The organism is Paenibacillus sp. FSL R5-0908 (assembly GCF_038006245.1).
Taxonomy (GTDB): Bacteria; Bacillota; Bacilli; order Paenibacillales; family Paenibacillaceae; genus Paenibacillus_AQ; species Paenibacillus_AQ odorifer.
Genome location: NZ_JBBOUV010000001.1, coordinates 5,077,025 through 5,102,649, shown reverse-complemented (window position 1 = coordinate 5,102,649; position 25,625 = coordinate 5,077,025). Strand labels below are relative to the sequence as shown.

Genomic DNA, 25,625 nt, shown 5'->3' with positions numbered 1-25,625 from the left:
GCTCGGGTTCATTTTCAAATCATAATAAACAGTAAAACAGCGATTCTCATGTGAATAGAGAATCGCTGTTTTTTGTTGGCTGCTTATTTCTACGTGCCTTCGTCAGTATCGTCATCGGTATCGCCATAAGTACCACCATAAGTACCACCATAAGTACCACCATAAGTACCACCATAAGTACCACCTAGTACTTACGGACCCTAGTGACGTTATTTGCTCGTTTTTTGCCTTTGAAGCAGTCTTTCGGACTCCACAAACGCTATTTCACATGAAGAGGCTTATATTGTGTGTTTTTCGTGCCAATAGCTGCTATGCGGTCCGTTAGCATCCCAAATGCGGATTAATGCTGCGTTTAAGGTCAGCTGTGTCCGATAGCGTCTTCGTATAAGCTAAATGTTTATTGGATCAACGAAGAAAAGAAAGGAGTGCCGCAAAATGCTTCCGGATTTATACACGCAGACTCTAATTTAGGTTTGGTTTGTTGCAACTGTTCCCAAACTCGCTTTCTTCATTTCGATCAGAATTTCTTCCAAGAAATTCTCTGGTACTTGAGTTTTTTTCGTCGTAACTATTTCGACTACCTACAAAACGATTTCTTGCTGCTCCTAGACCGACAATAAAGAGTAAAACCGAAGCGCCAAGCAGTATGAAAAGTGGCAGGTTCCAACTATTTGTCTTATCATGCAAATATCCTATAAGTGCAGGACCAATTGCGGCAAGCAGATATCCGATCGATTGCGCCATACCAGACAGTTCCGCTGCTTGATGCGCATTTTTTGTACGTAAACCGAAAAACATCATGGACAAGCTAAAGGCGCAGCCTCCACCAATTCCGAGTATGATGATCCACAACAGAATGATATTGGAGCTTCCGTAAAGCAGTCCGAGCGTTCCCGTCAAAAGCAAAATGGTTGTGATGAACACTAACGAACGTTGATTTGACATTCGCCCTGCAATAACGGGGACAATAAAGGTAAATGGAAGCAGCGCTAACTGCATTATTGAGAGGTACCATCCTGATTGGCTTGAGTCAATACCTTGCTGTTTTAAAATTTCAGGCAACCATGCGATCAGCACATAGAAAATCATGGACTGCATTCCCATAAACAAGGTTACTTGCCAGGCAAGAGGGGAACGCCAAACATTCACATCATTGCCGATCATCTGTTGACTTGTCGAGGTTGTTTGCTTCGTATGCTTCCTTAATTGAGGCAACCAGCAGAGGATCGATACAAAACTTAGAATCCCCCAAATTCCCAATGCTCCCTGCCATTTTAACCCTGCGTTTGCAGCTAGCGGCACACTGATTCCCGATGCGATCGCTCCAGATAAACTCATTGAAATTGCAAAGACACCAGTCATAGCACCGATTTTATTAGGGAAATCGCGTTTGATTAAACTTGGCATTAATACATTACAAACGGCAATTGCAAATCCAAGAATTGCAGTTCCAATATACAGATTTGCAGCCCCAGATAAAGAACGTATTACAATACCAACAGTCAAAAAGATCAGGGCAAACAAAATTAAAAGTTCAACTCCATACCTACGTCCTAGTTTTGGTACTAGAGGCGATAATAAAGCAAAGGTAAGTAAAGGTACCGTTGTGATCAAGCCTGCTAAAGTATTGGAAATATGAACGTCATCCCTTATGAGACCTACTAAAGGACCGACCGAGGTTAAGGGAGCACGTAAATTTGCGGCAATAATAATAATGCCGAGTATTAGCAGCCCTAAAGATGATGGTACGAATTTTTTATTCGGCATTCTTCATTTTCCCTCCCAGAATTAATGCGTACTAATATCCGCGCGGACAATGAAAGTATAGTATAATATATTAAAATTAACAATAAGTATTTTAAAGTTTACTTTATTGAGATAGTTCTATAACTTGAAATGCTTATATTAGATAAAAAAATACAACTCAGAGTTTCCATATAGAATGGAATACTGAGTTGCATTTTATAGGTGAAATTTTCGACTTTAGAAACCATATTTTAAGGAGATATGGAGCACTGTTTCGCTATTTGTATGATTGGTATAAGAGTGAGGGCGATCTGCACGAAAACTGATCGTATCATATTGATTTAATGTGTACATTTCTCCATCGACTCGAATTTCAATGGAACCAGTCATTACTGTCGCAATTTCAGTTGTATTCACATGATGACCTTCAGGGTGATACGAACTATTTGGCTGTAAGTAAGCCCGACACATTTCAATATCGTTGCTTACGTTTTTGAAGACGGGTTCGATGATCCAATTATTTTGATCATTAGAAAACCGGAGACCTTCGCCTGCTCGATACAAACTAACAGGGTCTTCAGATTTGAACAAAGCTAATAGGGGCAAAGATATGCCTTTTGAAATTTTCCATATTATCGCCAAAGTTGGATTTGTCTCGCCACGTTCGATATTCCCCAGAGTAAGTTTGCTTACGCCTGTTAATTCCGCTAAGTCATCTAAGCTCATGTTTTTTTCTTTTCTGTACTTTTTTAAGGCACCGCCGATTTGTAGTACCAGTTGTTTTGAGTCATCGATTTCATCCATTTCAAATTCACCTCAACAAATAACTTTATAGCTAGTATATTGTTTATCCTGACTCTTTTCCATACGATTAGGATTAGAGGGTGGATTACACACGCAGCTATACAAAATCTGACGTCTATGTAACGAACCAGCCCGTAAGCTTATCACCGTCCCCGGTTTAATCCTTTATTTTTGCAAAAAGGAAAGGATACCAATGGTGTGAGCGCTGAGGAGGCTATATTTGTAGGTGATCATCCAATGAATGACTTACAAGCGAGCCGTAACGCAGGGCTGCAAGACATTTGGAAACGTAATCAGCATATCCCTCTTCAAGTGGACGTAGACGGGGTAATAGATAATTGTGGGGATTTTTGGAAGCTAATTCGCTTGCTACAGTAAAATAATCTAATATAGATCATCTAATAAAAGGTAGAGCGCTTTCAGGACAAAAAAAGACCGCTTACAAAGTAAGCGGCTACAGTTCACAATAAATTGGAACCGTTAAGTATTGGATAGGAGTGGAGAGAAACCATACTGTACTTTTATTATATGTATACGTTTACATTTTGTCAACAGTTTTTAAAAATTGATAAATGTGTTATTTTTAAAGCCGGATTCTAAGTCAGAAATCCAATGTCAGGTCTTGCTGGCGAGTGGACCTATCTTAAGTCTATTAATGTCATCCTATGAGAATATGTGGTACAATAGAGCAGGTATGTTTCTAGATTCGTTTCTATATTTATGTAAAATTAGAAGTATGCCTTATTTCTTTTTGTCTTCTTCATATACATCATGCCTTAATTATCGGGTAGTTGAATATACATAGGTGTATTTCATAAAAAAACTAAAAATTTGCAGTAACACCGCAACTTTTAAAGCCCAAACCGGTATAATAAGTACGGACCGGATGGGAAAAGACGTGCAAGGGCGAGGAGGGCCAATCTCACCATGACGGATTCCCAGTTGATCCAGCAAATTAAACAAGGAAACACAGAATTATATTCAGAATTAATGCGTCGTTATCAACGTAAAATACTAGCATTTGTATATCATATGCTTAGAAATTCACATATGGAGCTTATCGCAGAGGACCTTTGTTCGGAGACCTTCTACAAGGCATTTCGTAGCTTACATTCCTTTCGAGAGGTAGATGCTTCATTCTCAACATGGCTGTACACTATCGCCCGCAACACTGTGCTAAGTGAGCTTCGCAAGAACCGTGCCGGTAATGTATCTCTGGAAGAGAGTGGATACACACCAGTAGCACCGTTTGAAGTTGCACCCGAGCAGGCTGCATTGCGCAATGAACGGATGAATTTGGTCCGTGAGGCGATAAATAATCTTCCCGAAAAGCAACGCTCTGCACTTATCCTACGTGAATATGATCAAATGGACTATCAAGAAATCGCAGAAATTTTAGATCAGAGTGTAAGCTCAGTGAAATCATTATTGTTTCGTGCCAGGAGTAGTGTGAAGCTTCAACTCGAATCCTATTTCAATGAGCCTGAAGTTGAAGAGCAGGTTGAGAGGGTGTAAGGCGAATGAATTGCAGGGAAGCGCAAGAATGTATTCCGCTCTTGTGGGACGCTCCCCCCACACATCCTAGGCGGATTTTGCTTGAAAAACATATCGAAACTTGTCCTTACTGCGCTGCAGAATGGGCTCTATGGCAAGAGAGCAGCCTGCTTATGCAAGATTTGAGGGAAGAGATCAGTGAAGAGCGTGCTGAAGCCATAAATGTTAAAGTCATGGAGCGGATTTATTTAGAGAGTCCATGGTTGATGCCCGGTGACGGGAAATCTGCTGGGACCTCTGCTATTGTTCGCCATCGGCTTAGCTTATGGATCGCATGCTTTCTGGCAATATTTCTGTCCAGCGTTCTTTATTTTACGATGTTCAGAACTCCAGGTGATGCAGTTGTTGCTCAGAGTGGAATTGTGGAGACAGGTGTCGCTGGATCCTCGATGGAATGGCAATCAACGTATCCAATCTTGGGCGCTGAAGGTGGGATCATTGAACCCCTTGTTGTAAGTATGGGACCCACTCATCCTCAATACTGGATGATGTTATCGATGTTAGGTGTAGGCTTTGCAGTGTTTTCATTAACTAGGCTGAATCGTTATCGCCGATCATAGAGGGTTATTAGACGTATGTCTTTGCTTCCGTTGTTTATACTATTCAGAACATTGAATGAGTCCCTTTACTTCATGTAATGAGGGGCTTTTTGCATTGTAAAACTCATAAAAAGAAGACTTTTTATTTCATCCATGTTACATTTAGAGACAAATACTTTGCTGAAAAGGGGGAGGCAACATGCTAATCGGCTTGATACGCCATGGATTGACGGACTGGAACGCGATAGGGAAAATACAGGGACAAAGTGATATTCCACTTAATGATGAAGGACGGATGCAAGCTGCAATGCTTGCTGACCGCTTATTACAGGAACCGTACAACTGGGACTACTGCGTTACTAGTAATCTTTCCCGCGCTGCTGAGACCGGTAAGATTATTGCTGACAAGTTAGGAATTCCGCTATTAGAACCTGATCAGCGTATACGGGAACGTGCTTACGGGCAGGTAGAAGGGCTTACTGCCGCAGAACGTGAAGAGAAGTGGGGCAAGGAATGGAGCCAGCTCTCCCTCGGTCAAGAAACCGACGAACAGCTTCAGGCTCGCGCTCTTGCTTTTATGGAAGATATTTCTGCGCTGCATCCCAATCGGAATATACTCGTCATATCCCATGGAGGATTTCTTGCTCAGCTGTATACTGCTCTTTACAAGGATAAGTATTCTGAACGAATTGGCAATCTATCCTTGACGATTCTGGAGAAGAAAGAGCGGGAATGGAACCCTATTTTATATAATTGTACTCGCCATATCCTGCAAAATCAGCATTAACCCGGGCTTCGGGTTATTTTTTTTGCAATAAAGGGAATAAAATAGGCAGTATTCCCCATAATGGTAGTAAAACGGTGAGGCGATAAAACATGAATCTGGCGGATATGCTTACTTATGCAGATATTGGACAGCTGACCGCCATAGCGGGCCGCTACCGGTGTGAATGCAAACAGAATTCCAAACACGACTTGATCCAAAGTATTTTGATTATGCTTGGAAGCAGAAGTTTTATGGAGTCTCATATCCGGGAATGCGCTCCGGAGGATTTACGGTTTTTGAATACATTGCTTTTTGATGAACGCACCTACTTTAGTCTTGAAGATTTGTTGGCTGTAGCAAGGCAAGCGTCTTTTGATGCACCTGAAGGAAAAATTGGAGGTTTCCGGGAGATGGTCTCTCGCTTCAAAAGTGGAGGCTGGCTCTTTAGTGGTTCCTCACAGCAGACCAGATATTTGTACCAGGTACCCAAAGATTTAAAAGAGCGTTTTCGGGAGACGATGAGTGCACATATCAAAGAGAGTATCGCAACTAGCCCTGAACCTGTGATGTATCGCAGTGAAGGAGAATTAATGATCAGTGATCTGGTAATGCTGCTGAGATATATTAAGGACAATGAGCCAGAACTGAATCAGGAAGGGGCAATGTATAGGCGATATCAGCAAGGTGTGATGAACGCGCTTCATATTCCGGAGGAGCTTCTTAGCAAAGGCGGTTGGAGGTTTGGTTATGGGAGAGCATGTGAGCATTATCCTCCAAGATTTGCGCTTTTGTATGACTATATTCGTCACCGCCGCTGGATCTCTGAGGAAGGCTTCCGGCTAAGGCTTACTGCGACCGGTGAGGCTGTGTTAAACGATGGAAAATGTGATTCGTTGATGCAGATATTCTCTTTTTGGTTAAGACTATATAAAGGGGCTGTGCCAAATCTACCTTCACTTGTGTATTGGGTAAGCATCAGCGCCGGTAATTGGGTGACAGTACCTTCTTTAGTGGATGGTGTGGGGTGGCTAATTAAACCGTTTTATTATGACAGTGCTGCTTCTATTCTAGAGCAACGTATAATACGGATGATGGTGCACCTAGGCATGCTTAAACTGGGCGAGACTTCTGGTGGACTCGCTGTGATGATGACACCATGGGGGATAGAGACAGCCGTGCCTAAGTATCTTCGGTAGAGGTGCGCGTATGAATGCTTATGGGGATTACATATGCAGAAGTAGGAATCCGTTATTGTTGCTGATGGGTACAATAGAGGAAGTATTGAGCGGAATGGGCGAATATGTAGAACGAAGACAGGATTGATGAATATGCTTTAGTAGGTGCCGATTCTCTTGAAACCGAAAACATAATCATCTTGATGAATATCAAAATATCAAATAACAAGAAAAAAGGATCTCTTAAACAGCGGAGGTGTATCGAATGGACAAAATGAAGGCTACGTATGAAGTGATGCTAGGACTTGCGGCAGAAATGGTGTGGGATGAAGCGCTGCGAAAGCGTCGCTCCGACATCTTGCACCGTGAGATTGACACGGCGCTGGCTACCGGAGATGAGATGGCTTTCCGAAATCTTACTGAGGAACTTAAAAGTTTGGCATAAAGAAATGCGCTTAGCGCATTTCTTTTTTTGCTTATAGTCTACTCAATTTGCTTAATCGGACGAAAATAAAAAATCTAAATCTGGACGTTCCTCCTCCTCCTTCAATATAATGGGTTCTATAACTTCAGGAAGTTCTGCGAAAGACCGGAAAAATTAACAATTATACATAGGGAGATGAATGGGAATGAAATTCAGCGATTTTGAAGTGGACACTTGGGAAGAGAATCGAAAATTCTATGATACATGTCTCATTCCTTTTACAGGATTGAGTGGACTGGAGAGTCCTCCTGAGACCGTTCAGGCACTCGAAAGATTACGTAATTTCATGGATATGGTGGAAATACCGTTCAAGGGGCGGATCGTGACTTACCCAGCCATTCAGTACGCTGGAGAGGGCTATGTGAATTTAATAAATGAGATTTGTCAAAAAGTCAAATCCAGTGGTTTCCAGCATGTAGTGGTGTTGACAGCGGATGTACCTCTCCAAGAAAGCCAAATCTATGAAAGCGATTTAGTTCTCTCTCTGCCTATCATTGAGGCTACTCAGGAAGGGAAGAATTACAGTGAAATTAGTATGAAAATTCAAGACATGTGGCGGCGGTGATCTCCTTATAAATGTGACAGAAAATCAACAATTATAGGTTTAAATCGCTTTTTGGCCTGTCACAAATTAGACAATATTCTTGACGGGTTTTGGAGCCTAAGCTATTATTAGGTTGAATCCAAATGGTATGTGATGTATTTCATTGAAAAGATTTGAAAACGGATTATTTATATTGAGACATCTCTGATCGGACACCACAGATACTTTCTTATATCTTGAGAAGGGGGTTATATAACAGTATGAGCAGCCATAATGAACAACAGGAGACATGGCCTGAACAACCACCCAGCCGTAATGAGATGTCGCGCAGGCAATTTTTGACCTACACACTTGGTGGCGCTACTGCTTTTATGGGGGCGGGTATGATTCTCCCCATGGTCCGTTTTGTCGTGGATCCGATATTACATAAGAAGGGTGCTGGAGATTTTATCAAGGTTGCTGAGATAAGCAAAATCACCGAAGAGCCCCAGGAATTTACTTTTGAATTGAAACAGAAGGACGGATGGTACGACAGTACAGCGACACTCACTGCGTGGATCCGGAAAGACGCAAACGGTGATATTTATGCGCTTTCACCGATTTGTAAACATTTGGGATGTACGGTCGGGTGGAACAACGATAAAGCTCATCCGGACGAATATCACTGCCCTTGTCATGGTGCACGTTATACAAAGCTTGGCAAAAATCTTGAAGTTGCTCCTAAGCCGCTTGACCAGTATAAAACGAAATTCGATAACGGGTGGGTGCTTTTGGGAGACATTGTGCCAAATACAGTAGCTCGTGAGGAGGCGTAGTTCTGATGTTTAAAAATGTCTATAACTGGATTGACGAACGTCTGGATGTTACGCCGATTTGGAGAGACGTGGCCGATCACGAGGTTCCTGAGCATGTTAATCCGGCCCATCATTTCTCTGCGTTCGTGTATTGCTTTGGCGGACTGACCTTTTTTATTACTGTCATTCAGATTTTATCAGGTATGTTCTTAACGATGTATTATGTTCCGGACATTATTAATGCTTATGCTAGTGTTGAGTACTTGCAGACAAGTGTTGCATTTGGACAGATTGTCCGCGGGATGCATCACTGGGGCGCAAGTCTAGTAATTGTTATGATGTTCCTTCATACGATGCGCGTCTTCTTTACAGGCTCTTACAAAGCGCCACGCGAGATGAACTGGGTAGTTGGAATGCTGATTTTCTTCGTAATGTTGGGACTTGGTTTAACCGGTTACTTGTTGCCTTGGGATAATAAAGCTTATTTCGCAACAAAGGTAACTCTTGAAATAGCCAATTCTGTTCCAGTGATGGGGCCGGTGCTGAAGGAACTGATGCAAGGTGGAACGATTGTTGGTGCCGAAACCTTAACTCGTTTCTTCGCATTACATGTATTTTTCCTCCCAGCGGTGCTTCTTAGTCTGCTCGTAGGACACTTTATTATGATCCGCAGACAAGGGATTTCCGGACCGTTGTAAGATAATCTGAGAGAGGAGGAATACGGATGGCGCATGGAAACAATTCTAAGGAAAAGGTTGTATATGTCGGTGATTCCAGAGTTCGCAGAGGGAACGGATTTATCACACCTCCGGACTACACAGCTTACCCCGGCAAATCGGAAGCCTTTATCCCTAACTTTCTACTGAAGGAATGGATGGTCGGAGTCGTTGTACTTGTAGGAATATTAGTACTTACTATTTCAGAGCCAGCTCCGCTGGGGTTTCCAGCAAATGCTAGTGCTACGGTTATCCCGATTCCTGACTGGTATTTCTTGTTCCTCTATCAGTATTTGAAGCTCCCATATGCTTCGGGTGATTATATCGTTCTGGGTACACTAGGAGTTACTGGTGTGGCTTTTGGTTCACTTCTGTTGGCTCCTTTTCTGGATACGGGTAGAGAGCGTCGCTTTTACCGTAGGCCGATTGCTTCATCTTTAATGTTCTTGTCGCTTGCAGCAATTGTTTATTTGACCAATACAGCCTGGACTGAATACAAACATGAAATGGCTGAAACGGGTCAGATTCCTGAAGATGTTCAACGGGAAGAAAAGGCGGCGGAGAACAGGGCAAAGGGTCTTCCAACCTCCAGTGCCGTTAAGCCAAAAGAAGTAGCGATTGTGGACAAGGATGATCCTGCTATGGGGCTCTTCAAGCAAGCCACTTGTATCTCCTGTCACGCAGCGGATTTGAAAGGGGCGGGCGGGCCTTCTCTTCGTGGAGTTGGGGACACCCATGACAAAGAAGCAATCCTTACCATTATAAAAGAGGGTCAAGGGCAGATGCCGAAAATGTACGATACCGCCTTGGGAGCGGGTCTATCAGAAGCGGATATCGATACCTTGGCCGGCTGGCTTGCCAAACAAAAAAGCGAACAGTAAAATAATGATAACGCAACCTGATCGTGCATGCGGTCAGGTTTTTGTATGTCTAAATGCAAAGTGCCATTACTTGGGGAGGTTAATAATCTGTATGCCAGTTCATTGGTTTAACAAACTGTTTAAGAACCGGGGAATTATCTGGTTGTTATTTATCGTAAATTTCCTGGGTACAATTTATGGTTACATATGGTATGGCAATCAACTGGAGTTCACTGCGGCTAATTATCCACACTGGCTGCTTCCATTTGTTCCGGATAGCCCAACCGCAAGTTTGTTTTTTACCTTGGCTCTGTTGCTGATGCTCTTCCCTCCGAAAAGCTACACAGGAAACAATGTAAGGGAACTTATTGAGGCTTTGGCGGTTGTTACGTCAGTGAAGTACGGGATATGGGCAGTGAGCATTATTTTTGCCGGGGGTTATCACGGTGATGTTTTGGTTTGGAAAGATTGGATGCTGGTAATCTCCCATACGGGGATGGCAGTTGAGGCATTGATTTATGCAAGGTTTTTTTCTTTCCGCAAAATGATTCCATTAGCCCTGCTTTGGACACTCGCCAACGATATGCTGGATTATTCTTACGGAATCTATCCGTGGTTACCTTCTGTTTTGGACGATTATGTTATACAGGTACAGTACTTTACAATGGCGCTTACGCTGCTTAGTGTTGCAGCTGCTTGGTTGTTTAGTAGAAGACAAAGACCGGTAGAGTCAATCTATCAGTTCAAGAATAGACGTTAGTAAGCAGTTCTATCCCTTGTCCCCCTGCCATACATTTAGAATTATAAGAAGTATAAGTTTTATACTATGCTTTATCCTTATAATTTTACGAGAAACGAATATCGTCTTTAAAAGACGACAACGAACGTCGTTTCTTCTTAAGTAGGAGGGGGATGTCTCATGCTCCGCGGGAGATATTATGTAGTGGTTGTTCTAGTATTCTGCTGGCTATTGTCCAGTATGGATGTTGTAAAGGCTTCAGCAGCGCTAGGGGATGCTGGTGAAGGGTCTGGCAAAGCTTCGAAGCAAAGCGCCGACGTTAGTTCGGGCGACGGTTTGGCAACAATGAGCGGAAAGACTGGAGCACAGCAGCTGGAACAAGCCGCTGAGGCATTGTATGGGTATGTTTTGGAAGGGGATGTAATGAAGGTCCGACAGGAGACGGAAGCGATCTCCAAGATCTTTGTGTCCTCATCCTTTGAAGGAATGACCTCTGTGGAGGGTATTAATGCATTGTCAGGGGTCATTATGGACCTGAAGGCTACCGTGGCAGGCGCAAAAATAAATTCACAGCAATGGGAAGCGGCAGCCGCCAAGCTACGTCTAGCCGCCAACAGTCTTAATCATCCGCGGCAGCCTATTTGGCTTCAGTACTACAAATTGATTCGTGAGGATCTAAATGCGATGGAGCGAAGTGCGGTTGCAAATGATTTGGCGGGCTGGAAAACAGCTCTGGAAAGACTGCAGGACAGGTATGATAACATCCGGCCGGCAGTGATTGTCTCCCGCCAGCCTGAGGTTGTGAATGCTTTTGATTCCTGGCTCTCATATGCGGCAGGCATTCCTTCGTCCTCACAAAAGGTTGAACGTACCCGCCTGCTTGAAATTGTATCTTATGGTCAGGATACGGTAAGAGTGATGTTTGGAAAAGAGAAGGATGAACCTGCATTGTCCTTGCCGCTGGCATCGCAAGAATTTGGGATTTGGGGAGGGTTAGCCGCAAGCTTCATTATAGCTGCGTTAGCCTATGTAGCCTATCGCAAGTACCGTGGTCAGAATCAGAATTGGAAGCCGATTCCGTAAAGTGAAATTATAAGCGATAAAAAGGAGTGTGGGCTTGAAATGGCCTACACTCCTTTTTATTTAGGTTTCTCGAAAGCCTTCTCCATGTACGTCGTGTACATCGCTAATAATTACGAAGGCGCGTGGATCAACGGATTTGACCAGCAGACTTAGCCGGCGGATTTCTTGCCTTGAGACTACACAGTACACCATATATTTGGCTTGCTTGGAATAAGCACCAATGGCAGGGATGAGGGTTACACCACGGTCCATTTCGGCTGTAATCAGATCGGCAATTTGCGGTGCATCATCACTGATAATCGTAAATGCCTTGGCAGCATAGGCACCTTCTTGGATAAAATCTATAACTCGTGATGAGATAAAAACTGCGACGAGTGTGTAAAGTATTTTTTCTTTAGGAATGTAGAGGATGGAAGAGCCAATAATAATAATGTCGATGGCCAAAATAATCTGCCCCATGCTCCAACCAAAATTCCGTCCCAGAATTCTTGCGACAATATCAACACCACCTGTTGTACCCCCAAAACGGAATACAAGTCCAAGCCCCGTTCCAAGCGTTACTCCTGCGTACAGTGCCGCAAGAATAAAGTCGTGTTCGGTACTGAAGGGGATAATCCATCCCGCAGTAATCATTCGTTCGAAAACCCACAGGAAAAAGGTCAACGCCCCAATCCCTACACCTGTATACACAATTTGCCGCCCGCCTAGAACTTTCCAGCCCAACAGAAACAAAGGAAGATTGATCAGCAGTGTGGATAAAAAGATGGGAATACTAAAGGCATAATTAAGGAGAAGTGTGATCCCGGTTACGCCGCCTTCCATCAACTGGTTAGGAATGATGAAATACAGTAGCCCGAAGGCATATACTGCGGCTCCGAGCAAGATGGGAGCGACTGTCTTGCTGATTGTAATTACCTTTTTTGAATTCATGAAATCCCTCGTTAGGCCTTTTGTAGGCAGTTTTTCTTTTCCTATAATAAGTATACCTTTTCTTGCGTGTGTTAAAATATTCAAAAAAGATTGTCTTCAAAACGTCTTTACGATAACATAGGGGCAAACAGAAGGCAAGATATACAGAGGGGGAGAAGTTACATTTTATGGACAAAAGTCTTGGTGACATACAGCGTGAAGTAGACGCTTATATATCGCAGTTTAAGGAAGGGTACTTCAGTCCACTCTCTATGCTGGCCCGCATGTCCGAGGAAGTCGGAGAACTGGCTAGAGAGGTCAATCATGAGTTCGGCGAGAAGCCTAAGAAGTCTGATGAAGCTGAGAATTCTATTGAACTTGAACTGGGCGATATTCTGTTTATTACCGTTTGTTTTGCAAATTCTCTAGGGATAGACCTGACGGAAGCGCATAATAAGGTAATGCATAAATTTAATACCCGTGATGCGGGACGTTGGACACCGAAAGACACCGATTAGGCCTCTATAACATATGCTGTACCAAACGAACGGGATTTAGCCGTGAGGATGGTGTGTATATGGATCATAAGGATTATGTAAGAGAGGCCTACCGCTCGATATTGCGCAGTGACTTTGCCGAAGCTATTGTTTGCTTCGAGTCTGCAATTGCAGCAAGCCCTGCTGATGCCGAGGTTAGATATCGTTGTTCCATAACGTATGCCCGCAGTGGTATGCTAGATAAAGCTTTAGTTCATGCTCAGGCTGCTGTAAAGCTGGACACCAGCAAACCTGAGTATAATCTGCATCTGCAGCATTTGCAGGCTATGATGCATGTACAGGAAGCCAAACGGTTGATAGAAGATGAAGACAACAAAACTCGCAACCCTTATCATCCGATTACACTGCTCAAAGAGGCGATTACCCTTGATCCATTATATGGGGATGCTTATGTATGGCTTGCTATCGCGCATAGCCGAGTGAATGAACATTTACAGGCTATGACTGCCTTAAAAGAAGTGATTTCGTTACATCCGGATGATTCTGGCTTGCGGGAATTGATGAGAGACCTTCAGAAATCCATACAATCGTATATGCAATAACTATATAACTAGTGAGAGCGAGGATGGAAAAAATATGAATAACAAGATCAGGGTCGTTGTATCCGGCGCAGGCGGAAGAATGGGTAAAGAGGTTGTTAAACTTGTATTGCAGGACGAAGAGCTGGAGTTAGCAGCAGCAGTAGATCGTTCTTCGGGCGATATTGATGCAGGGCGTCTGGTAGGTCTGGAAGACTCAGGCGTTATTGTAACTTCTGATCTTGAGGCCGCCCTCGCGGGAAGCAACGGAGATGTCCTTGTGGATTTCACTACACCGCAGTCAGCGTATACGAATACAGCGCTAGCTATTAAGTACGGAGTGCGTCCGGTTATCGGTACAACCGGATTCACGCCGGAGCAGATGGTGGAACTGGACAAGCAGTGTCAAGAACAGGGGATCGGCGGACTTATTGCTCCGAATTTCTCCATTGGAGCTATTCTATTGATGAAATTTGCGGCACAAGCTTCAAAGTACTTCCCGCATCTGGAAATTATAGAGTATCATGGTGACCAGAAACTGGATGCTCCATCCGGAACTGCGGTCAAAACCGCAGAAATGATTTCGGAAGTTCGTGAGGAACTTCGTCAAGGTAATCCTAAAGAGGAAGAAACCATTGAAGGTGCCCGTGGTGGTTACTATAACGGATTCCGGATACATAGTGTCCGTCTTCCTGGTGTGTTTGCTCAAGAAGAAGTGATTTTTGGTGGATTCGGACAATCCTTGAAGATCCGCCATGATTCTTATGAGCGTGCAGGATATATGCCAGGCGTTAAGATGGGTATTGAAAAGGTAATGGGATATACAGGCTTGATCTATGGATTCGAGCACTTTATAGAATAGACAGGAGAGAACACCATGTTAAAGATCGCATTTATTGCCCACGATCGTAAAAAAGATGAAATCGTAAATTTTGTATTAGCTTATGAACATGTATTTGAAGGTCATGAACTTTTTTCTACAGGGACTACTGGCCAACGGATTATGGATGTAACTAACTTAAAAATTCATCGTTACATGTCTGGTCCATTAGGTGGAGATCAGCAAATCGGTGCAATGGTTGCACAGGATGAACTGGATCTTATTATTTTCATGCGTGATCCATTAATGGCGCAGCCACACGAACCTGATATTTCAGCTCTGCTTCGTCTATGTGACGTATACGGAATACCGGTAGCTACGAATATTGCCACAGCGGAGGTTCTTGTGAAGGCGATTGATCGTGGTGATTTTGCTTGGCGTGCACTGGTTCACAAATACAAACCAGGTGTTGATGAATGAAGCTGGACATTCTTGTATTTGGTGCTCATGCAGATGATGCTGAGATTGGTATGGCAGGAACAATTGCAAAGCATACCGCTGCGGGACTTAAGGTGGGACTTTGCGATTTAACAGCCGCGGAAATGTCATCGAACGGTACAGTAGAACTTCGCAAGCAAGAAGCGCAGCAAGCTGCAGACCTTCTCGGAGCATCTGTGCGGACAAACCTGGGTCTGCCAGATAGAGGGCTTTTTATTACAGCAGAGCATGTGGCGGCTGTGACTGCTGAAATTCGCCGCTTTTCTCCTACAATAGTTTTTGCTCCTTATTGGGAGGATCGTCATCCCGATCATATCGCCTGTAGCAAGCTGGTGGAAGAGGCTGTTTTTAATGCCAAGCTACGTAAATATATGCCGGACAAGCCGGCAATTCCTGCTCCACAGCTGTACTTCTATTTTATCAATGATTTAGGACGTACCGATCTTATTGTTGATGTTACTGAACAATATGGCTTGAAGGAGCAGGCATTGTCCTGCTATCGCTCCCAGTTCACCAAACCTCCGGGTGCGGATACTGTATCCACACCGTTAACGGAAGGCTATATTGAACGAGTCCGTTCGAGAGATATGCTGCTTGGCCAGCGCAGACTGATTCCTTATGCAGAAGGGTTTGCAACCAAGGTACCTCATACGGTGGAATTGTTTACTTAAGGAACGGATATAACGAAGTTTGTATGATAATATAATAAGCTGATTATGATTGATCCAGGAGCGCTTGGAATTAACGCCAATGCGCTCCTGAGAGCTTTTTTTGAACAGCTTAGAGAAATGAAGTCCTGTGTGATTTTGAAAGAAACGGTGTTCGCTTCGCTTTTTTGAAAGCGGCCGACAAACAATAGATGATTCATTACACGAATCAATACTGGAGAAGAAGGAGACAGGAAGATGGATCGTATGCTAAAAATAGGAATTACCTGTTATCCGTCTCTTGGCGGTTCAGGCGTAGTTGCGACTGAATTAGGTAAACTCTTGGCCGAGAAGGGTCATGAAGTTCATTTTATTACACATAGTATCCCGTTCCGGTTGGGAACGTTTCAGAAAAATATTTTTTACCATGAGGTAGAAGTAAACGATTATTATGTATTCCGCTATCCCCCGTACGATCTAGCGCTTGCTACGAAGATGGCTCAGGTTGCCAAAATGCAAAATCTGGATCTTCTCCATGTCCACTATGCAGTGCCACACGCAGTGTGTGCTTTCCTTGCAAAGCAAATGCTAGGGAACGATATGAAGGTTGTAACGACTTTGCATGGTACGGATATAACGGTGCTTGGTCAGGATGAATCGCTTAAAGATTTGATTCGTCTGGGGATTAATGAAAGTGATGCCGTTACAGCGGTCTCTCAGGATCTTATTAGAGAAACACGGGACGTACTCGATATTACCCGCGACATTGATCTTACTTATAACTTTGTGGATCATCGGGTTTATTATCCGCGTGATGTAACGGATCTGCGGGGTGATTTCGCAGCGCCTGATGAGAAGATTCTGATGCATATCAGTAACTTCCGTCCTGTAAAAAGAGTCAGCGATGTTGTTGACGTATTTGCCAAAGTGAATCGTGAACTGCCTTCACGCCTGCTGCTTGTAGGTGAAGGTCCGGATCTTCCCAAAATTCAAGCCAAAATTAGCGAAATGGGTCTGGAAGATAAAGTTCGTTTTCTGGGAAGGCAGGATGAAATCGCTCAGGTGATCTCTTTAGCTGATCTGCTTCTGCTACCTTCCGAGAAGGAAAGCTTTGGTCTGGTTGCTCTGGAAGCAATGGCTTGTGGCGTACCGACGATTGGCTCGCAAACCGGAGGCATCCCTGAGCTTATAGAGCATGGGAAGACTGGATTCCTTGCACCGATTGGCGATACAACGGCTATGGCTAAATATGCAGTTAAGCTCCTGTCGGATGAACGTATGGTGCAACAGTTCAGAGAAGCTTGTTTACAAACAGCCTGCAAAGATTTCTGTAAGGATTCAATAACGAAACAATATGAAGATATTTATTACCGGGTGCTGGGGCGCAAGGTACTTGGACTGGACCCAGTTCGGGGGTAAGGAGTCATATATGGAATGGACAATGGCACCTTCTGCGATGGCAATTGCAGCGGAGATTGTAATTTCCGAGTTAACCCAAAATGGCCACGAGGCTTATTGGGTTGGAGGATGTATTCGCGATGAGCTATTGGGTAGGCCAGTGCATGATATGGATATTACAACCTCAGCACTGCCAGAGGAAGTGATAGCTATCTTTGCGCGCAGTGTGCCAACAGGATTAGCTCATGGTACGGTCACCGTGATACAGGATGGTTGTGGGTTTGAAGTGACGACATATCGGACAGAAAGTGGTTATGTAGACCATCGTCGTCCTGAACATGTTTTTTTCGTCAACGATGTGAAGGAGGATCTTCGTCGTCGTGATTTCACGATTAACGCGATTTGCTGTGGATTAAATGGGGAACTTATTGATCCTTTTGAGGGTGAGAAGGATCTACAGCTGCAGGTGATTCGCTGTGTAGGCGATGCGGAGGAGCGGTTTGACGAGGATGCGCTTCGCATGCTTCGCTGCATTCGTTTTGCATCGGTGCTGGATTTCTCCATCGCGAAGAACACGTGGAGGGGCCTGATGCGCCAGCGGGATAAGCTGGCGCATATTGCTGTGGAGCGTGTCCGCGCGGAGCTGGACCGCATCGTCGAGGGGCCGCATCCTCTGCGCGGCCTCGGCATGCTAGCGCGCTGCGAGCTGCTGGCGCGCGGCAAAGCCCCGTTCCCCTGGACCGGAACCGATATGGCGGCTGCTGCCGCCTTAACGGCCGGGATCGGGGAACTGGAGAGCGCCCGCCTGCGGTGGGCGCTTCTCCTCCATGCCCTGAAGCAGTCGGCCCAAGAGGCCGATGTGCTGCTGCGGGCATGGACGTTCTCGGGGACGACGCGGAGCGGCGTCGTCCAGGTGCTGCGGGTCCGCGAAGCTTGGACCGCTGCGATAGAGGCCATGCCGCCGGGTACGGGCGGCATGGAAGGTCTGCGGCGGCAATGGATCGCCGCGGTGCTGGCCTTCGGCGTGGAAGCCGCCGAAGGGTGGCTCTCGCTGCTGGCGATCCTGCCAGCCGCCGCACCTACTCTTCCCACTGCGGCCTCTTCTGTCTTTTCCGTCGTGGAATCGTCAGAGGCCTCAACCTCACCTGCCGCTGTAAATGTACAAGCGGCAAGAGAATGGATCGCTCAAATGCCGCTAACCAGCCTTTCAGAGCTTGAGATTACAGGCCATGAGCTGGTGGAGGCTTTGGACAAACGTCCGGGACCATGGCTAGGCAAAATGTTAAATGGACTCCTGCAAGCGGTCGCTTCAGGTGATTTACCTAACGATAAACAATTATTGCTGCTTGAAGCAAAAAGGATGGATGGACATGAGCGTTGATAAAGCGCTGTCGCTAACTGAGCTGAAGCGAGAGACCTCCGCTTCGAATTGGGTAGGCGACATTCAGTTGCTGGAAACTGTGGTGTCCACTCAAGAAGAAGCTAAGTTTTTAGCCGAAAACGGCGCGCCGGAAGGGACAACTGTCATCGCGGAGGAACAGACGGGTGCCCGAGGCCGAATGGGAAGAAAGTGGTTTTCTCCCCGTGGCAAGGGCATTTGGATGAGTATTGTGTTACGGCCCCAATTACCCTTGTCGGAGACTCCGCAGCTGACATTGCTGGCTGGGGTTGCCGTCTGTAAGGCAATTCGACGGGTAACGGGTGTAGATGCCGGCATCAAATGGCCGAATGATCTGCTCGCAGGCGGTCGTAAGATTTGCGGGATTTTACTCGAATCTTCTCTAAGAGAAGGGGAGCTTCATTATTGTATTGCTGGAATTGGCATTTCCGCGAACCTGACAGAGGAAGATTATCCTGGTCATCTGCAGGAGGTCGCGACTTCACTTCGGATCGAGCGGGGAGGTGCTCCAGTTGACCGTTCTGAGCTGGTAAAAGCGGTTTTGGACGAGCTGGAGATGCATTACAATTTGTACATGAAGCAAGGTTTTAAACCCATCAAAGAGCTCTGGGAGTCCATGTCAGTGACTTTGGGTCGCCAGATCGCACTGAATAGCCCTCAGGGGCGTTCTGAAGGTGTGGTAGTAGGTTTGGATGAAATAGGTGGTCTGCTGCTTAAAAACAGCTTGGGAGAGATCTCTAACGTATGCTCAGGTGAGATTGAACTTTTATAATATTTTTTATATGACAAGGGTATCATCCCTTGTCATATTTTTTTCGTGTAATTCCGAGCTTTTTTTGTTATACTATGGGTCGGAGGCGGTATCGTTTATCGAACTGTACTCTTGAACGGAAGAACATTTTTATATTTTTATTATTGGAAATACCTTCATAACTGCGTTTGACGGTTACGTTGGATTCTGCTCTGAGCCGTAAGGACCGAGACAGAAGGGACGATCGCAAGTGACTCTTTTTTGCCCTTCGGACCTTTTTAGCAAATGATTGCTAAAAGGTTTTTTTGTTGCGATTTTTACGGGCAGGTTACTTAAAAAAGGAGGACGAAAAGAGAAATGGCAAACAAACAAGCGCTAAATATTGTAAAAATGAAAAAAATGAAAGCAGAAGGTGTGCCACTGAGCATGCTGACCGCTTATGATTATCCGTCTGCAGTTCTTGCAGAAGAAGCAGGTATCGACCTTATTTTGGTTGGTGACTCTCTTGGGAATGTAGTCCTTGGATACGATACAACTTTACCGGTAACCATTGAAGATATGGTCTACCATACCCGCTCGGTAACTCGAGGAGCACAGAGCACCTTTATCGTGGCGGATATGCCATTTATGACTTATCACGGAAGTGTAGATGAAACTCTGCGGGGTGTGCGCAGATTAATGCAGGAAGGGCGGGCTCATGCCGTCAAAATGGAAGGCGGACTCGAGATTTGTGAGACTGTAGCTACGGTTGTAGCTGCGGGAGTCCCTGTACTGGGACATATCGGTCTTACGCCTCAATCCGTGAATATGATTGGTGGTTACCGGATTCAAGGCAAAGATGCCAAAGATGCGCAACGCCTGATGGATGAAGCTAAGGCGCTTGAGGCAGCGGGTGCTTTTGCGATCGTACTGGAGCTAGTAACGGAAGAAGTAGCCCAAGCGATCTCTGAAGCGCTTAGTATCCCAACCATTGGGATCGGTGCAGGCCGTTACTGTGATGGACAGGTATTGGTTTTCCATGATTTGCTGCGGTACGCCTCACCTTACCGTGAGAAACGTTTTGTCAAAACCTATGCTGATGTGGGTAATGTAATCCGTGAGGGCATCAGCCAATATGTGAAGGAAGTGAAGGAACGTTCCTTCCCAGATGAAAGTCACGTTTTTAATGCAGATGAAACGGTTTTGGAATCTTTATATGGCGCTGCAAGAAAGGAAGGGAAATAAATGAGAGTCGTCAGAAGCATTGAGCAGCTGCGCGAAGCTTTGGAGTATATGAGACAAGGTGGCCACGCCCCGATTGGGTTCGTTCCTACGATGGGATATTTGCATGACGGACATGCCAGTCTGCTTCGCCGGGCTGGAGAAATGAGCAACACAGTGGTAATGAGCATTTTTGTGAATCCTTTGCAATTCGGGCCAAACGAGGATTATGATTCCTATCCGCGTGACGAGCGTCGTGATTTGGAACTCGCTGAACGTGAGGGAGTAGATATTGTATTTATCCCCAGTGTGGAAGAAATGTATCCGCAGCCTACTCGGACTACGGTCTCGGTATCGGAGCTTACTACCCGTCTTTGTGGGGCTTCCCGCCCTGGGCATTTTGATGGTGTAACCACAGTGGTTAATAAATTCTTCAATATCGTACAGCCGGATTATGCTTTTTTTGGGCTGAAGGATGCTCAACAAGTTGCAGTGCTTCGCCGAATGGTGTCCGATCTTAATATGAATGTTGAAATTATCCCTTGTCCGATCGTTCGTGAAGGGGATGGACTTGCACTCAGCTCACGTAACGTATTCTTGTCTCCTGAGGAGCGTAGTCAGGCATTGGTGTTATCTCGTTCCTTACGTGAAGCACGTCAGTCTATTGAAGAAGGAAAAGTAAGAACCGTTGCTGAAGTGCGGGAATTGTTGACATCGGTTATTTCCAGCTCACCTCTTGCGGTGATTGATTATGCGGAGATCCTAACATTCCCTGATCTTGAAGGATTAGAGGATGAAGCTCTTTTATCAGAAGTGGATGGGGAAATTATTATAGCGCTCGCCGTGAAGTTTGGTAGAACACGTTTGATTGATAATAATGTATTTATTCCAAAGGAGGTTGCTGCACTTGTTTAGACATATGATGAAATCCAAAATTCACCGCGCAACAGTAACGGAAGCGAATTTGAACTATGTGGGCAGTATTACCATTGATGAGAGCTTGATGGAAGCCGCGGACATTCTTGAGAATGAAAAAGTTCAAATTGTGGATAACAATAATGGTTCGCGACTGGAAACCTATGTAATCCCTGGACCGCGTGGAAGCGGAGTGATCTGTCTTAATGGTGCCGCAGCTCGTCTTGTTCAGCCGGGCGATACAGTAATTATCATTTCGTATGCGATGTTGTCCTCGGAAGAACTGGAGTCACATAAGCCAACGGTGGTATTCGTGGATGAGAATAACAAACCAGTGAAGCTGGCTGATCATGAATTGCATGCTACAATCGCTTAATGTATGGACTTACGCCATGTAATGAATGGCAGGGATGAAAGACCCCGATCTCGCAGAAAATGAAGTCAGGCAAGCTGAACTGATTTCATCTTCAGTAAGGGGGGATCGCCCATGTTTCAACATTTGTTTGCTGAAATGAACAAGGTGCTTCAGGAGATCGTAACAGATTACCCTACAGCGGAGGGTGCCCGCCGGAACGAGCTTTTATGCAATTATAATATGCTGCATAGACTGAGCGATAAAGTGATGGATGAATGGCTCGCTTTCGCTGAGAAGCTTAGTTCCTTTCGCGAAAGTGCGGATTTTACAGCAGTGGTCGAAGAGGAAGTGCCGGAACAGGAAGCACCAGAGCTGTGTATGGATTCCTTTGTAAGAGGTCAGGGGTATTATAAGCTGCTGATGTATGGAAAGTGTATTGATCAGTTTAAAGAAGTTATTGCGCAATACCCGGATAGCTTGGCTGCTCGATTATATTTAGCCATCTCTTATCTGCAGGAAGGTGACGGTGAGTCCGCTTGGAGTCATCTGAACCATATGCTGGGCTTGATACGGGAAACCAAGCTGAAAGCCATGGTTTATAATGCTTTAGGCTGCATACGAGCCTCACAGGAACGTTTCAATGAAGCGCAGGAATTGTTTGATCTTGCTTTGCAGCATGACCCTGCGCTTCCGGAACCAAACGTTAACTTAGAGGTATGCCGCCGTCGTGGAGGGAAGCTGCATTTTGGAAATCAGCTGGTTTCCCTTTTGTAAAAGAATAACGGTTTTGGAAATTTCCATTCAAGCGATGCATCCCCTGAACCAGTGGTGTGCATCGCCTTTTTTCGCAACTTCTGTTATGCTGATTAAGAGTCTCAATTGAAAGGGAATAGAATTATAATGAAATTTGCCGTGCTTGATTTTGAAACAACAGGAACCCAATCCGTGGGTGAAATTATCCAGGTTGGCCTTGCAATTATAGAAGAAGACCGGTCCATCTCCCGGGTATATGGTTCCTATGTCAAGCCCGGAACGCCGATTCCTCCTTTTATAACAGGTCTGACGGGGATTACTGATGATGATGTGAAGGATGCGCCTGAGCTGGATGAGATGATGATGGAGCTTGTTCCGCTCTTGGATGATGTTGTGCTCGTAGGGCATAATGTCGCTTTCGACTTCCATTTTTTACAAAATGCTTTAGATCGTTGTGGTTATTTGCCATTTCAAGGGCGGATTTTGGATACGATTGATTTTCTCAAAATTTGCTTTCCTTCGCTCACATCTTATCAGCTAGGCTCTGTCAGTGCTCATTTTGGAGTGACGCATGATCGTCCGCATCAGGCAGATAGTGATGCACTTGCGACTGCTTTAGTGCTGTTGAAATGTCTTGAGGAGCTCTACGAGCTGCCGCTGCTTACGATCCAGAGACTCTGTGAGCTGTTTACTGAAGAGGATAGTGATCTGGGCTGGTACTTTGATGGTCTGCTGCGAGAGCGGGAAGCGGAGACGCTACAGCCTGAAGGTGATCTGACTTTCTATCGTCAATTAGCGCTTGCAGTAGGAGACTGGACGGAGTTAGCGCCACCTAGAGATGAGCATGCTGAGAATCCGCTAGCGAATTTATCTTTTACTGATTATATGGACGAAGTAACCAAACGACTTAAAGACACATTACCGCAGTATGAAAGCCGGGAAGCTCAGGATATTATGATCAATGAGGTGATGACGGCACTTGCCGAAGACAAACACCTACTGATCGAAGCGGGCACAGGAACCGGTAAATCGCTCGGTTATTTGTTGCCTGCCATTTATCAAAGCGTTCGCACCAATGAAAAAGTCATGGTCAGCACTCATACTATTAATCTGCAGGACCAATTGCGCGAGCGGGATATCCCTTTGTTAACGCAGGTAGTTCCTTTTCCGTTTAAAGCTGCTATTTTTAAGGGAAGAGGACATTATTTGTGTCTGCGTAAGTTTGAGCATAAAATTAATAAAAAGGACTTTATAAGCCCAAGGGAAGATGCGCTTACTGCCGCTCAGATGATCGTATGGCTCACTCAAAGTGAATCAGGGGATGATGAAGAGCTGAATTTAAGCGGCCGGGGTGGTGATTTCTGGGAGACGGTGGCAAGCGATACCGACTCCTGTCTGGGCCGTTCCTGTCCGTGGTTCCGCAAATGTTATTATCATAGGGCTAAGCATGAAGCTGGGATTGCTGACGTGGTCATTACAAACCACTCTAAGCTATTCGCAGATGTTAAGGCTGGGCACCAGCTGCTTCCGGCTTACGAGCATCTTGTCATTGATGAAGCACATCATTTAGAAGATGTGGCTGGTAAACATCTTGGCATGCATATGAAGCATTTCACTGTGGCACACACGTTATCGCGACTGTATAAAGATAGCCGAAACGGACAGCTTCCTGCTCTGCGCCAGATATTACAGTCGTCAGGCAGTGAAGAGGCTTCAGAATGGAGCGGAGTCATCGATCGGATTTACCCGGATCTGCTTACCGTCAAAGAAACCTGGGATGCACTCAGCGACAAGCTGTTCAGCCTTTTGCCGGAACGCAGTGATGCAGGGGCGGGGGAAGCGGGACAACTGGTTATGCGGTTGCTTCCCGCCCGTAAGCCGAAGGATTGGGATGAATTAGTTGCGCTAGAGAACACTATGAATCTGACGTTAAGCGACATCATCCGTAAGGGTGATAAAATGCTTAACGAGATGCGTGACCAGGAAAGCCAATCCTCAGCAGACAGTCTTGTTACTGATATTAGCGGTTTATTTAAGGATTTGGCTTCCATTCGTGAGCAAGTAAGATTCTTTATGGGGCTGAATGACGATAATGTAGTATATTGGCTGGAGGCAAATGGAAATTACCGCAGCAAATCACTACAGCTGTATGCCGTCCCTGTGGATGTTAGCAGCCAGCTTAAAGAGTTGTTCTTCGATAAGAAAAAAAGCATCGTGCTTACCTCGGCGACGCTGTCTGTAGATAAATCTTTTCAATTTATGATTGATAATCTCGGACTTAACGAAGCTGCGGAAGAGGGACGTCTAATGACCTCACTCCTTCCATCTCCCTTTAAGTATCGTGAGCAGGCACTGTTAGTTATACCGCGTGATTTTCCTAGTGTGAAGGGCAGTGTGGGCGATGCTCGATTTGTCGATACACTCGTACAGTCATTATCGGAAGCTGCTAAAACAACACGTGGGCGGATGCTGGTTCTGTTTACTTCTTATAAAATGCTGCGTCAGGTATATGATCCGCTTAAAGAGGCTTTGGCCTCACAAGAGATTACGGTGCTTGGTCAAGGCGTGGAAGGTGGCAGCCGGAGTAAGCTGATCCGCCGCTTTCAGGACAGTGCAGCATCCGTTCTGCTGGGGACGAGCAGCTTCTGGGAAGGTGTAGATATTCCAGGTGAAGCACTGACTTGCCTGGCCATCGTGAGACTTCCGTTTCAACCGCCGAATCACCCGTTGGCGGAAGCGAAGTCGGAGTTATTGCAGGCCCAGAAGAAGAATCCGTTCATGAAATTATCTGTTCCTCAAGCGGTTATTCGTTTTAAGCAGGGATTCGGAAGACTGGTTCGCACGGCGCAGGATCGCGGAATAGTTATTGTTTATGATACAAGGGTTATTGAATCTCATTACGGAAAGTATTTCCTTTATTCATTGCCTGGTCCCAAAATGGAGCATATGCTTACTGATCAAATGGTCCCCCGCATAGCGGAATGGCTAGAGGATGGCGGCGCTTCTTAAAACGCTCGTCTTCAGTTTAGCTCCTCCTTATCCTTAAGGGCGGTCTGTTACAGTACCGCCCTTAGTAAGGAGAGGTAGACGTTTGAATATGG

At 45.3% G+C, this 25,625-nt stretch carries 29 protein-coding genes; 25 read left to right on the top strand and 4 right to left on the bottom strand.

The window, feature by feature from the left end; translation table 11 throughout:
- Positions 1–46: 46 nt before the first annotated feature.
- From MKZ09_RS23235 to MKZ09_RS23225, 3 genes are all read right to left on the bottom strand, one after another.
- Complete coding sequence (locus MKZ09_RS23235; protein ID WP_256719197.1) at positions 47–175, bottom strand: hypothetical protein; 129 nt, start codon at positions 173–175, stop codon at positions 47–49.
- Positions 176–462: 287 nt separating this feature from the next.
- Positions 463–1,767, bottom strand: a complete 1,305-nt coding sequence (locus MKZ09_RS23230; protein WP_081394249.1) for a CynX/NimT family MFS transporter — start codon at positions 1,765–1,767, stop codon at positions 463–465.
- Between the two features lie 216 nt (positions 1,768–1,983).
- Positions 1,984–2,550 (bottom strand): helix-turn-helix domain-containing protein, encoded by a 567-nt coding sequence (locus MKZ09_RS23225; RefSeq protein WP_076204271.1) that lies wholly within the window; start codon positions 2,548–2,550, stop codon positions 1,984–1,986.
- A 237-nt stretch (positions 2,551–2,787) separates the two neighbouring features.
- Between MKZ09_RS23225 and MKZ09_RS23220 the strand changes: the two genes are divergently transcribed.
- The 12 genes from MKZ09_RS23220 (at position 2,788) to MKZ09_RS23165 (ending at position 11,804) form a co-directional block, all read left to right on the top strand.
- Positions 2,788–2,928: a hypothetical protein gene (locus tag MKZ09_RS23220; RefSeq protein ID WP_341041357.1), complete on the top strand. Its 141-nt coding sequence runs from the start codon at positions 2,788–2,790 to the stop codon at positions 2,926–2,928.
- A 549-nt stretch (positions 2,929–3,477) separates the two neighbouring features.
- A complete protein-coding gene (locus tag MKZ09_RS23215) occupies positions 3,478–4,065 on the top strand; it encodes an RNA polymerase sigma factor (protein ID WP_036676255.1) in 588 nt (195 codons plus the stop codon).
- Between the two features lie 5 nt (positions 4,066–4,070).
- Positions 4,071–4,664 (top strand): zf-HC2 domain-containing protein, encoded by a 594-nt coding sequence (locus MKZ09_RS23210; protein ID WP_076134679.1) that lies wholly within the window; start codon positions 4,071–4,073, stop codon positions 4,662–4,664.
- Positions 4,665–4,842: 178 nt separating this feature from the next.
- A complete protein-coding gene (locus MKZ09_RS23205; protein WP_076134678.1) occupies positions 4,843–5,430 on the top strand; it encodes a histidine phosphatase family protein in 588 nt (195 codons plus the stop codon).
- 89 nt (positions 5,431–5,519) lie between these two features.
- The gene (locus tag MKZ09_RS23200) at positions 5,520–6,605 is read left to right on the top strand and encodes a hypothetical protein (RefSeq protein ID WP_076204279.1); all 1,086 of its coding nucleotides are present in this window, start codon (positions 5,520–5,522) and stop codon (positions 6,603–6,605) included.
- 244 nt (positions 6,606–6,849) lie between these two features.
- Entirely contained in the window at positions 6,850–7,029 is a 180-nt protein-coding gene (locus tag MKZ09_RS23195) for an IDEAL domain-containing protein (protein ID WP_036676261.1), read from the top strand.
- Between the two features lie 184 nt (positions 7,030–7,213).
- Positions 7,214–7,633 carry a DUF2487 family protein gene (locus tag MKZ09_RS23190; protein ID WP_076204284.1) on the top strand — a complete coding sequence of 140 codons (420 nt, stop codon included), beginning with the start codon at positions 7,214–7,216 and terminating at the stop codon, positions 7,631–7,633.
- A gap of 239 nt (positions 7,634–7,872) precedes the next feature.
- Complete coding sequence (locus MKZ09_RS23185; RefSeq protein ID WP_076204289.1) at positions 7,873–8,427, top strand: QcrA and Rieske domain-containing protein; 555 nt, start codon at positions 7,873–7,875, stop codon at positions 8,425–8,427.
- A gap of 5 nt (positions 8,428–8,432) precedes the next feature.
- Positions 8,433–9,104 carry a menaquinol-cytochrome c reductase cytochrome b subunit gene (qcrB, locus tag MKZ09_RS23180; protein ID WP_036676266.1) on the top strand — a complete coding sequence of 224 codons (672 nt, stop codon included), beginning with the start codon at positions 8,433–8,435 and terminating at the stop codon, positions 9,102–9,104.
- A gap of 26 nt (positions 9,105–9,130) precedes the next feature.
- Complete coding sequence (locus MKZ09_RS23175; RefSeq protein WP_076134674.1) at positions 9,131–10,003, top strand: menaquinol-cytochrome c reductase cytochrome b/c subunit; 873 nt, start codon at positions 9,131–9,133, stop codon at positions 10,001–10,003.
- Between the two features lie 91 nt (positions 10,004–10,094).
- The gene (locus MKZ09_RS23170) at positions 10,095–10,742 is read left to right on the top strand and encodes a DUF1405 domain-containing protein (RefSeq protein ID WP_076134673.1); all 648 of its coding nucleotides are present in this window, start codon (positions 10,095–10,097) and stop codon (positions 10,740–10,742) included.
- Between the two features lie 159 nt (positions 10,743–10,901).
- On the top strand, positions 10,902–11,804 hold the full coding sequence (locus MKZ09_RS23165; protein WP_081394250.1) for a sporulation protein YpjB: 903 nt from the start codon (positions 10,902–10,904) through the stop codon (positions 11,802–11,804).
- A gap of 60 nt (positions 11,805–11,864) precedes the next feature.
- On the opposite strand, the gene MKZ09_RS23160 is transcribed toward MKZ09_RS23165, so the two are convergent.
- Complete coding sequence (locus MKZ09_RS23160) at positions 11,865–12,734, bottom strand: YitT family protein (protein ID WP_036676270.1); 870 nt, start codon at positions 12,732–12,734, stop codon at positions 11,865–11,867.
- A gap of 167 nt (positions 12,735–12,901) precedes the next feature.
- Here MKZ09_RS23160 and MKZ09_RS23155 point away from each other — a divergent pair, with 167 nt between their 5' ends.
- The 13 genes from MKZ09_RS23155 to dinG all read left to right on the top strand — a co-directional run bounded on the left by MKZ09_RS23155 (position 12,902) and on the right by dinG (position 25,533).
- The gene (locus MKZ09_RS23155) at positions 12,902–13,231 is read left to right on the top strand and encodes a nucleotide pyrophosphohydrolase (RefSeq protein ID WP_036676271.1); all 330 of its coding nucleotides are present in this window, start codon (positions 12,902–12,904) and stop codon (positions 13,229–13,231) included.
- 59 nt (positions 13,232–13,290) lie between these two features.
- Positions 13,291–13,812, top strand: a complete 522-nt coding sequence (locus MKZ09_RS23150) for a tetratricopeptide repeat protein (protein ID WP_076204292.1) — start codon at positions 13,291–13,293, stop codon at positions 13,810–13,812.
- A 34-nt stretch (positions 13,813–13,846) separates the two neighbouring features.
- On the top strand, positions 13,847–14,650 hold the full coding sequence (gene dapB / locus MKZ09_RS23145) for a 4-hydroxy-tetrahydrodipicolinate reductase (protein ID WP_036676273.1): 804 nt from the start codon (positions 13,847–13,849) through the stop codon (positions 14,648–14,650).
- Positions 14,651–14,665: 15 nt separating this feature from the next.
- The gene (gene mgsA / locus MKZ09_RS23140) at positions 14,666–15,088 is read left to right on the top strand and encodes a methylglyoxal synthase (protein WP_036676275.1); all 423 of its coding nucleotides are present in this window, start codon (positions 14,666–14,668) and stop codon (positions 15,086–15,088) included.
- Positions 15,085–15,777, top strand: a complete 693-nt coding sequence (gene bshB1, locus MKZ09_RS23135) for a bacillithiol biosynthesis deacetylase BshB1 (protein ID WP_076127533.1) — start codon at positions 15,085–15,087, stop codon at positions 15,775–15,777. The genes mgsA and bshB1 overlap by 4 nt, the downstream gene beginning before the upstream one ends.
- A 234-nt stretch (positions 15,778–16,011) precedes the next feature.
- On the top strand, positions 16,012–17,172 hold the full coding sequence (bshA, locus tag MKZ09_RS23130) for an N-acetyl-alpha-D-glucosaminyl L-malate synthase BshA (RefSeq protein ID WP_036676278.1): 1,161 nt from the start codon (positions 16,012–16,014) through the stop codon (positions 17,170–17,172).
- Between the two features lie 10 nt (positions 17,173–17,182).
- On the top strand, positions 17,183–18,532 hold the full coding sequence (locus MKZ09_RS23125; protein ID WP_076134672.1) for a CCA tRNA nucleotidyltransferase: 1,350 nt from the start codon (positions 17,183–17,185) through the stop codon (positions 18,530–18,532).
- The gene (locus MKZ09_RS23120) at positions 18,522–19,322 is read left to right on the top strand and encodes a biotin--[acetyl-CoA-carboxylase] ligase (protein WP_076134671.1); all 801 of its coding nucleotides are present in this window, start codon (positions 18,522–18,524) and stop codon (positions 19,320–19,322) included. Before MKZ09_RS23125 ends, MKZ09_RS23120 begins: the two co-directional genes overlap by 11 nt.
- Before the next feature lie 336 nt (positions 19,323–19,658).
- A complete protein-coding gene (gene panB / locus MKZ09_RS23115) occupies positions 19,659–20,525 on the top strand; it encodes a 3-methyl-2-oxobutanoate hydroxymethyltransferase (protein ID WP_076127540.1) in 867 nt (288 codons plus the stop codon).
- Positions 20,526–21,416 carry a pantoate--beta-alanine ligase gene (gene panC / locus MKZ09_RS23110; RefSeq protein ID WP_038572414.1) on the top strand — a complete coding sequence of 297 codons (891 nt, stop codon included), beginning with the start codon at positions 20,526–20,528 and terminating at the stop codon, positions 21,414–21,416.
- On the top strand, positions 21,409–21,792 hold the full coding sequence (gene panD, locus MKZ09_RS23105) for an aspartate 1-decarboxylase (RefSeq protein ID WP_036676288.1): 384 nt from the start codon (positions 21,409–21,411) through the stop codon (positions 21,790–21,792). Before panC ends, panD begins: the two co-directional genes overlap by 8 nt.
- 111 nt (positions 21,793–21,903) lie before the next feature.
- Positions 21,904–22,545 (top strand): tetratricopeptide repeat protein, encoded by a 642-nt coding sequence (locus MKZ09_RS23100; protein ID WP_076134668.1) that lies wholly within the window; start codon positions 21,904–21,906, stop codon positions 22,543–22,545.
- Between the two features lie 126 nt (positions 22,546–22,671).
- Entirely contained in the window at positions 22,672–25,533 is a 2,862-nt protein-coding gene (gene dinG / locus MKZ09_RS23095) for an ATP-dependent DNA helicase DinG (RefSeq protein WP_076134667.1), read from the top strand.
- Positions 25,534–25,625: the final 92 nt, after the last annotated feature.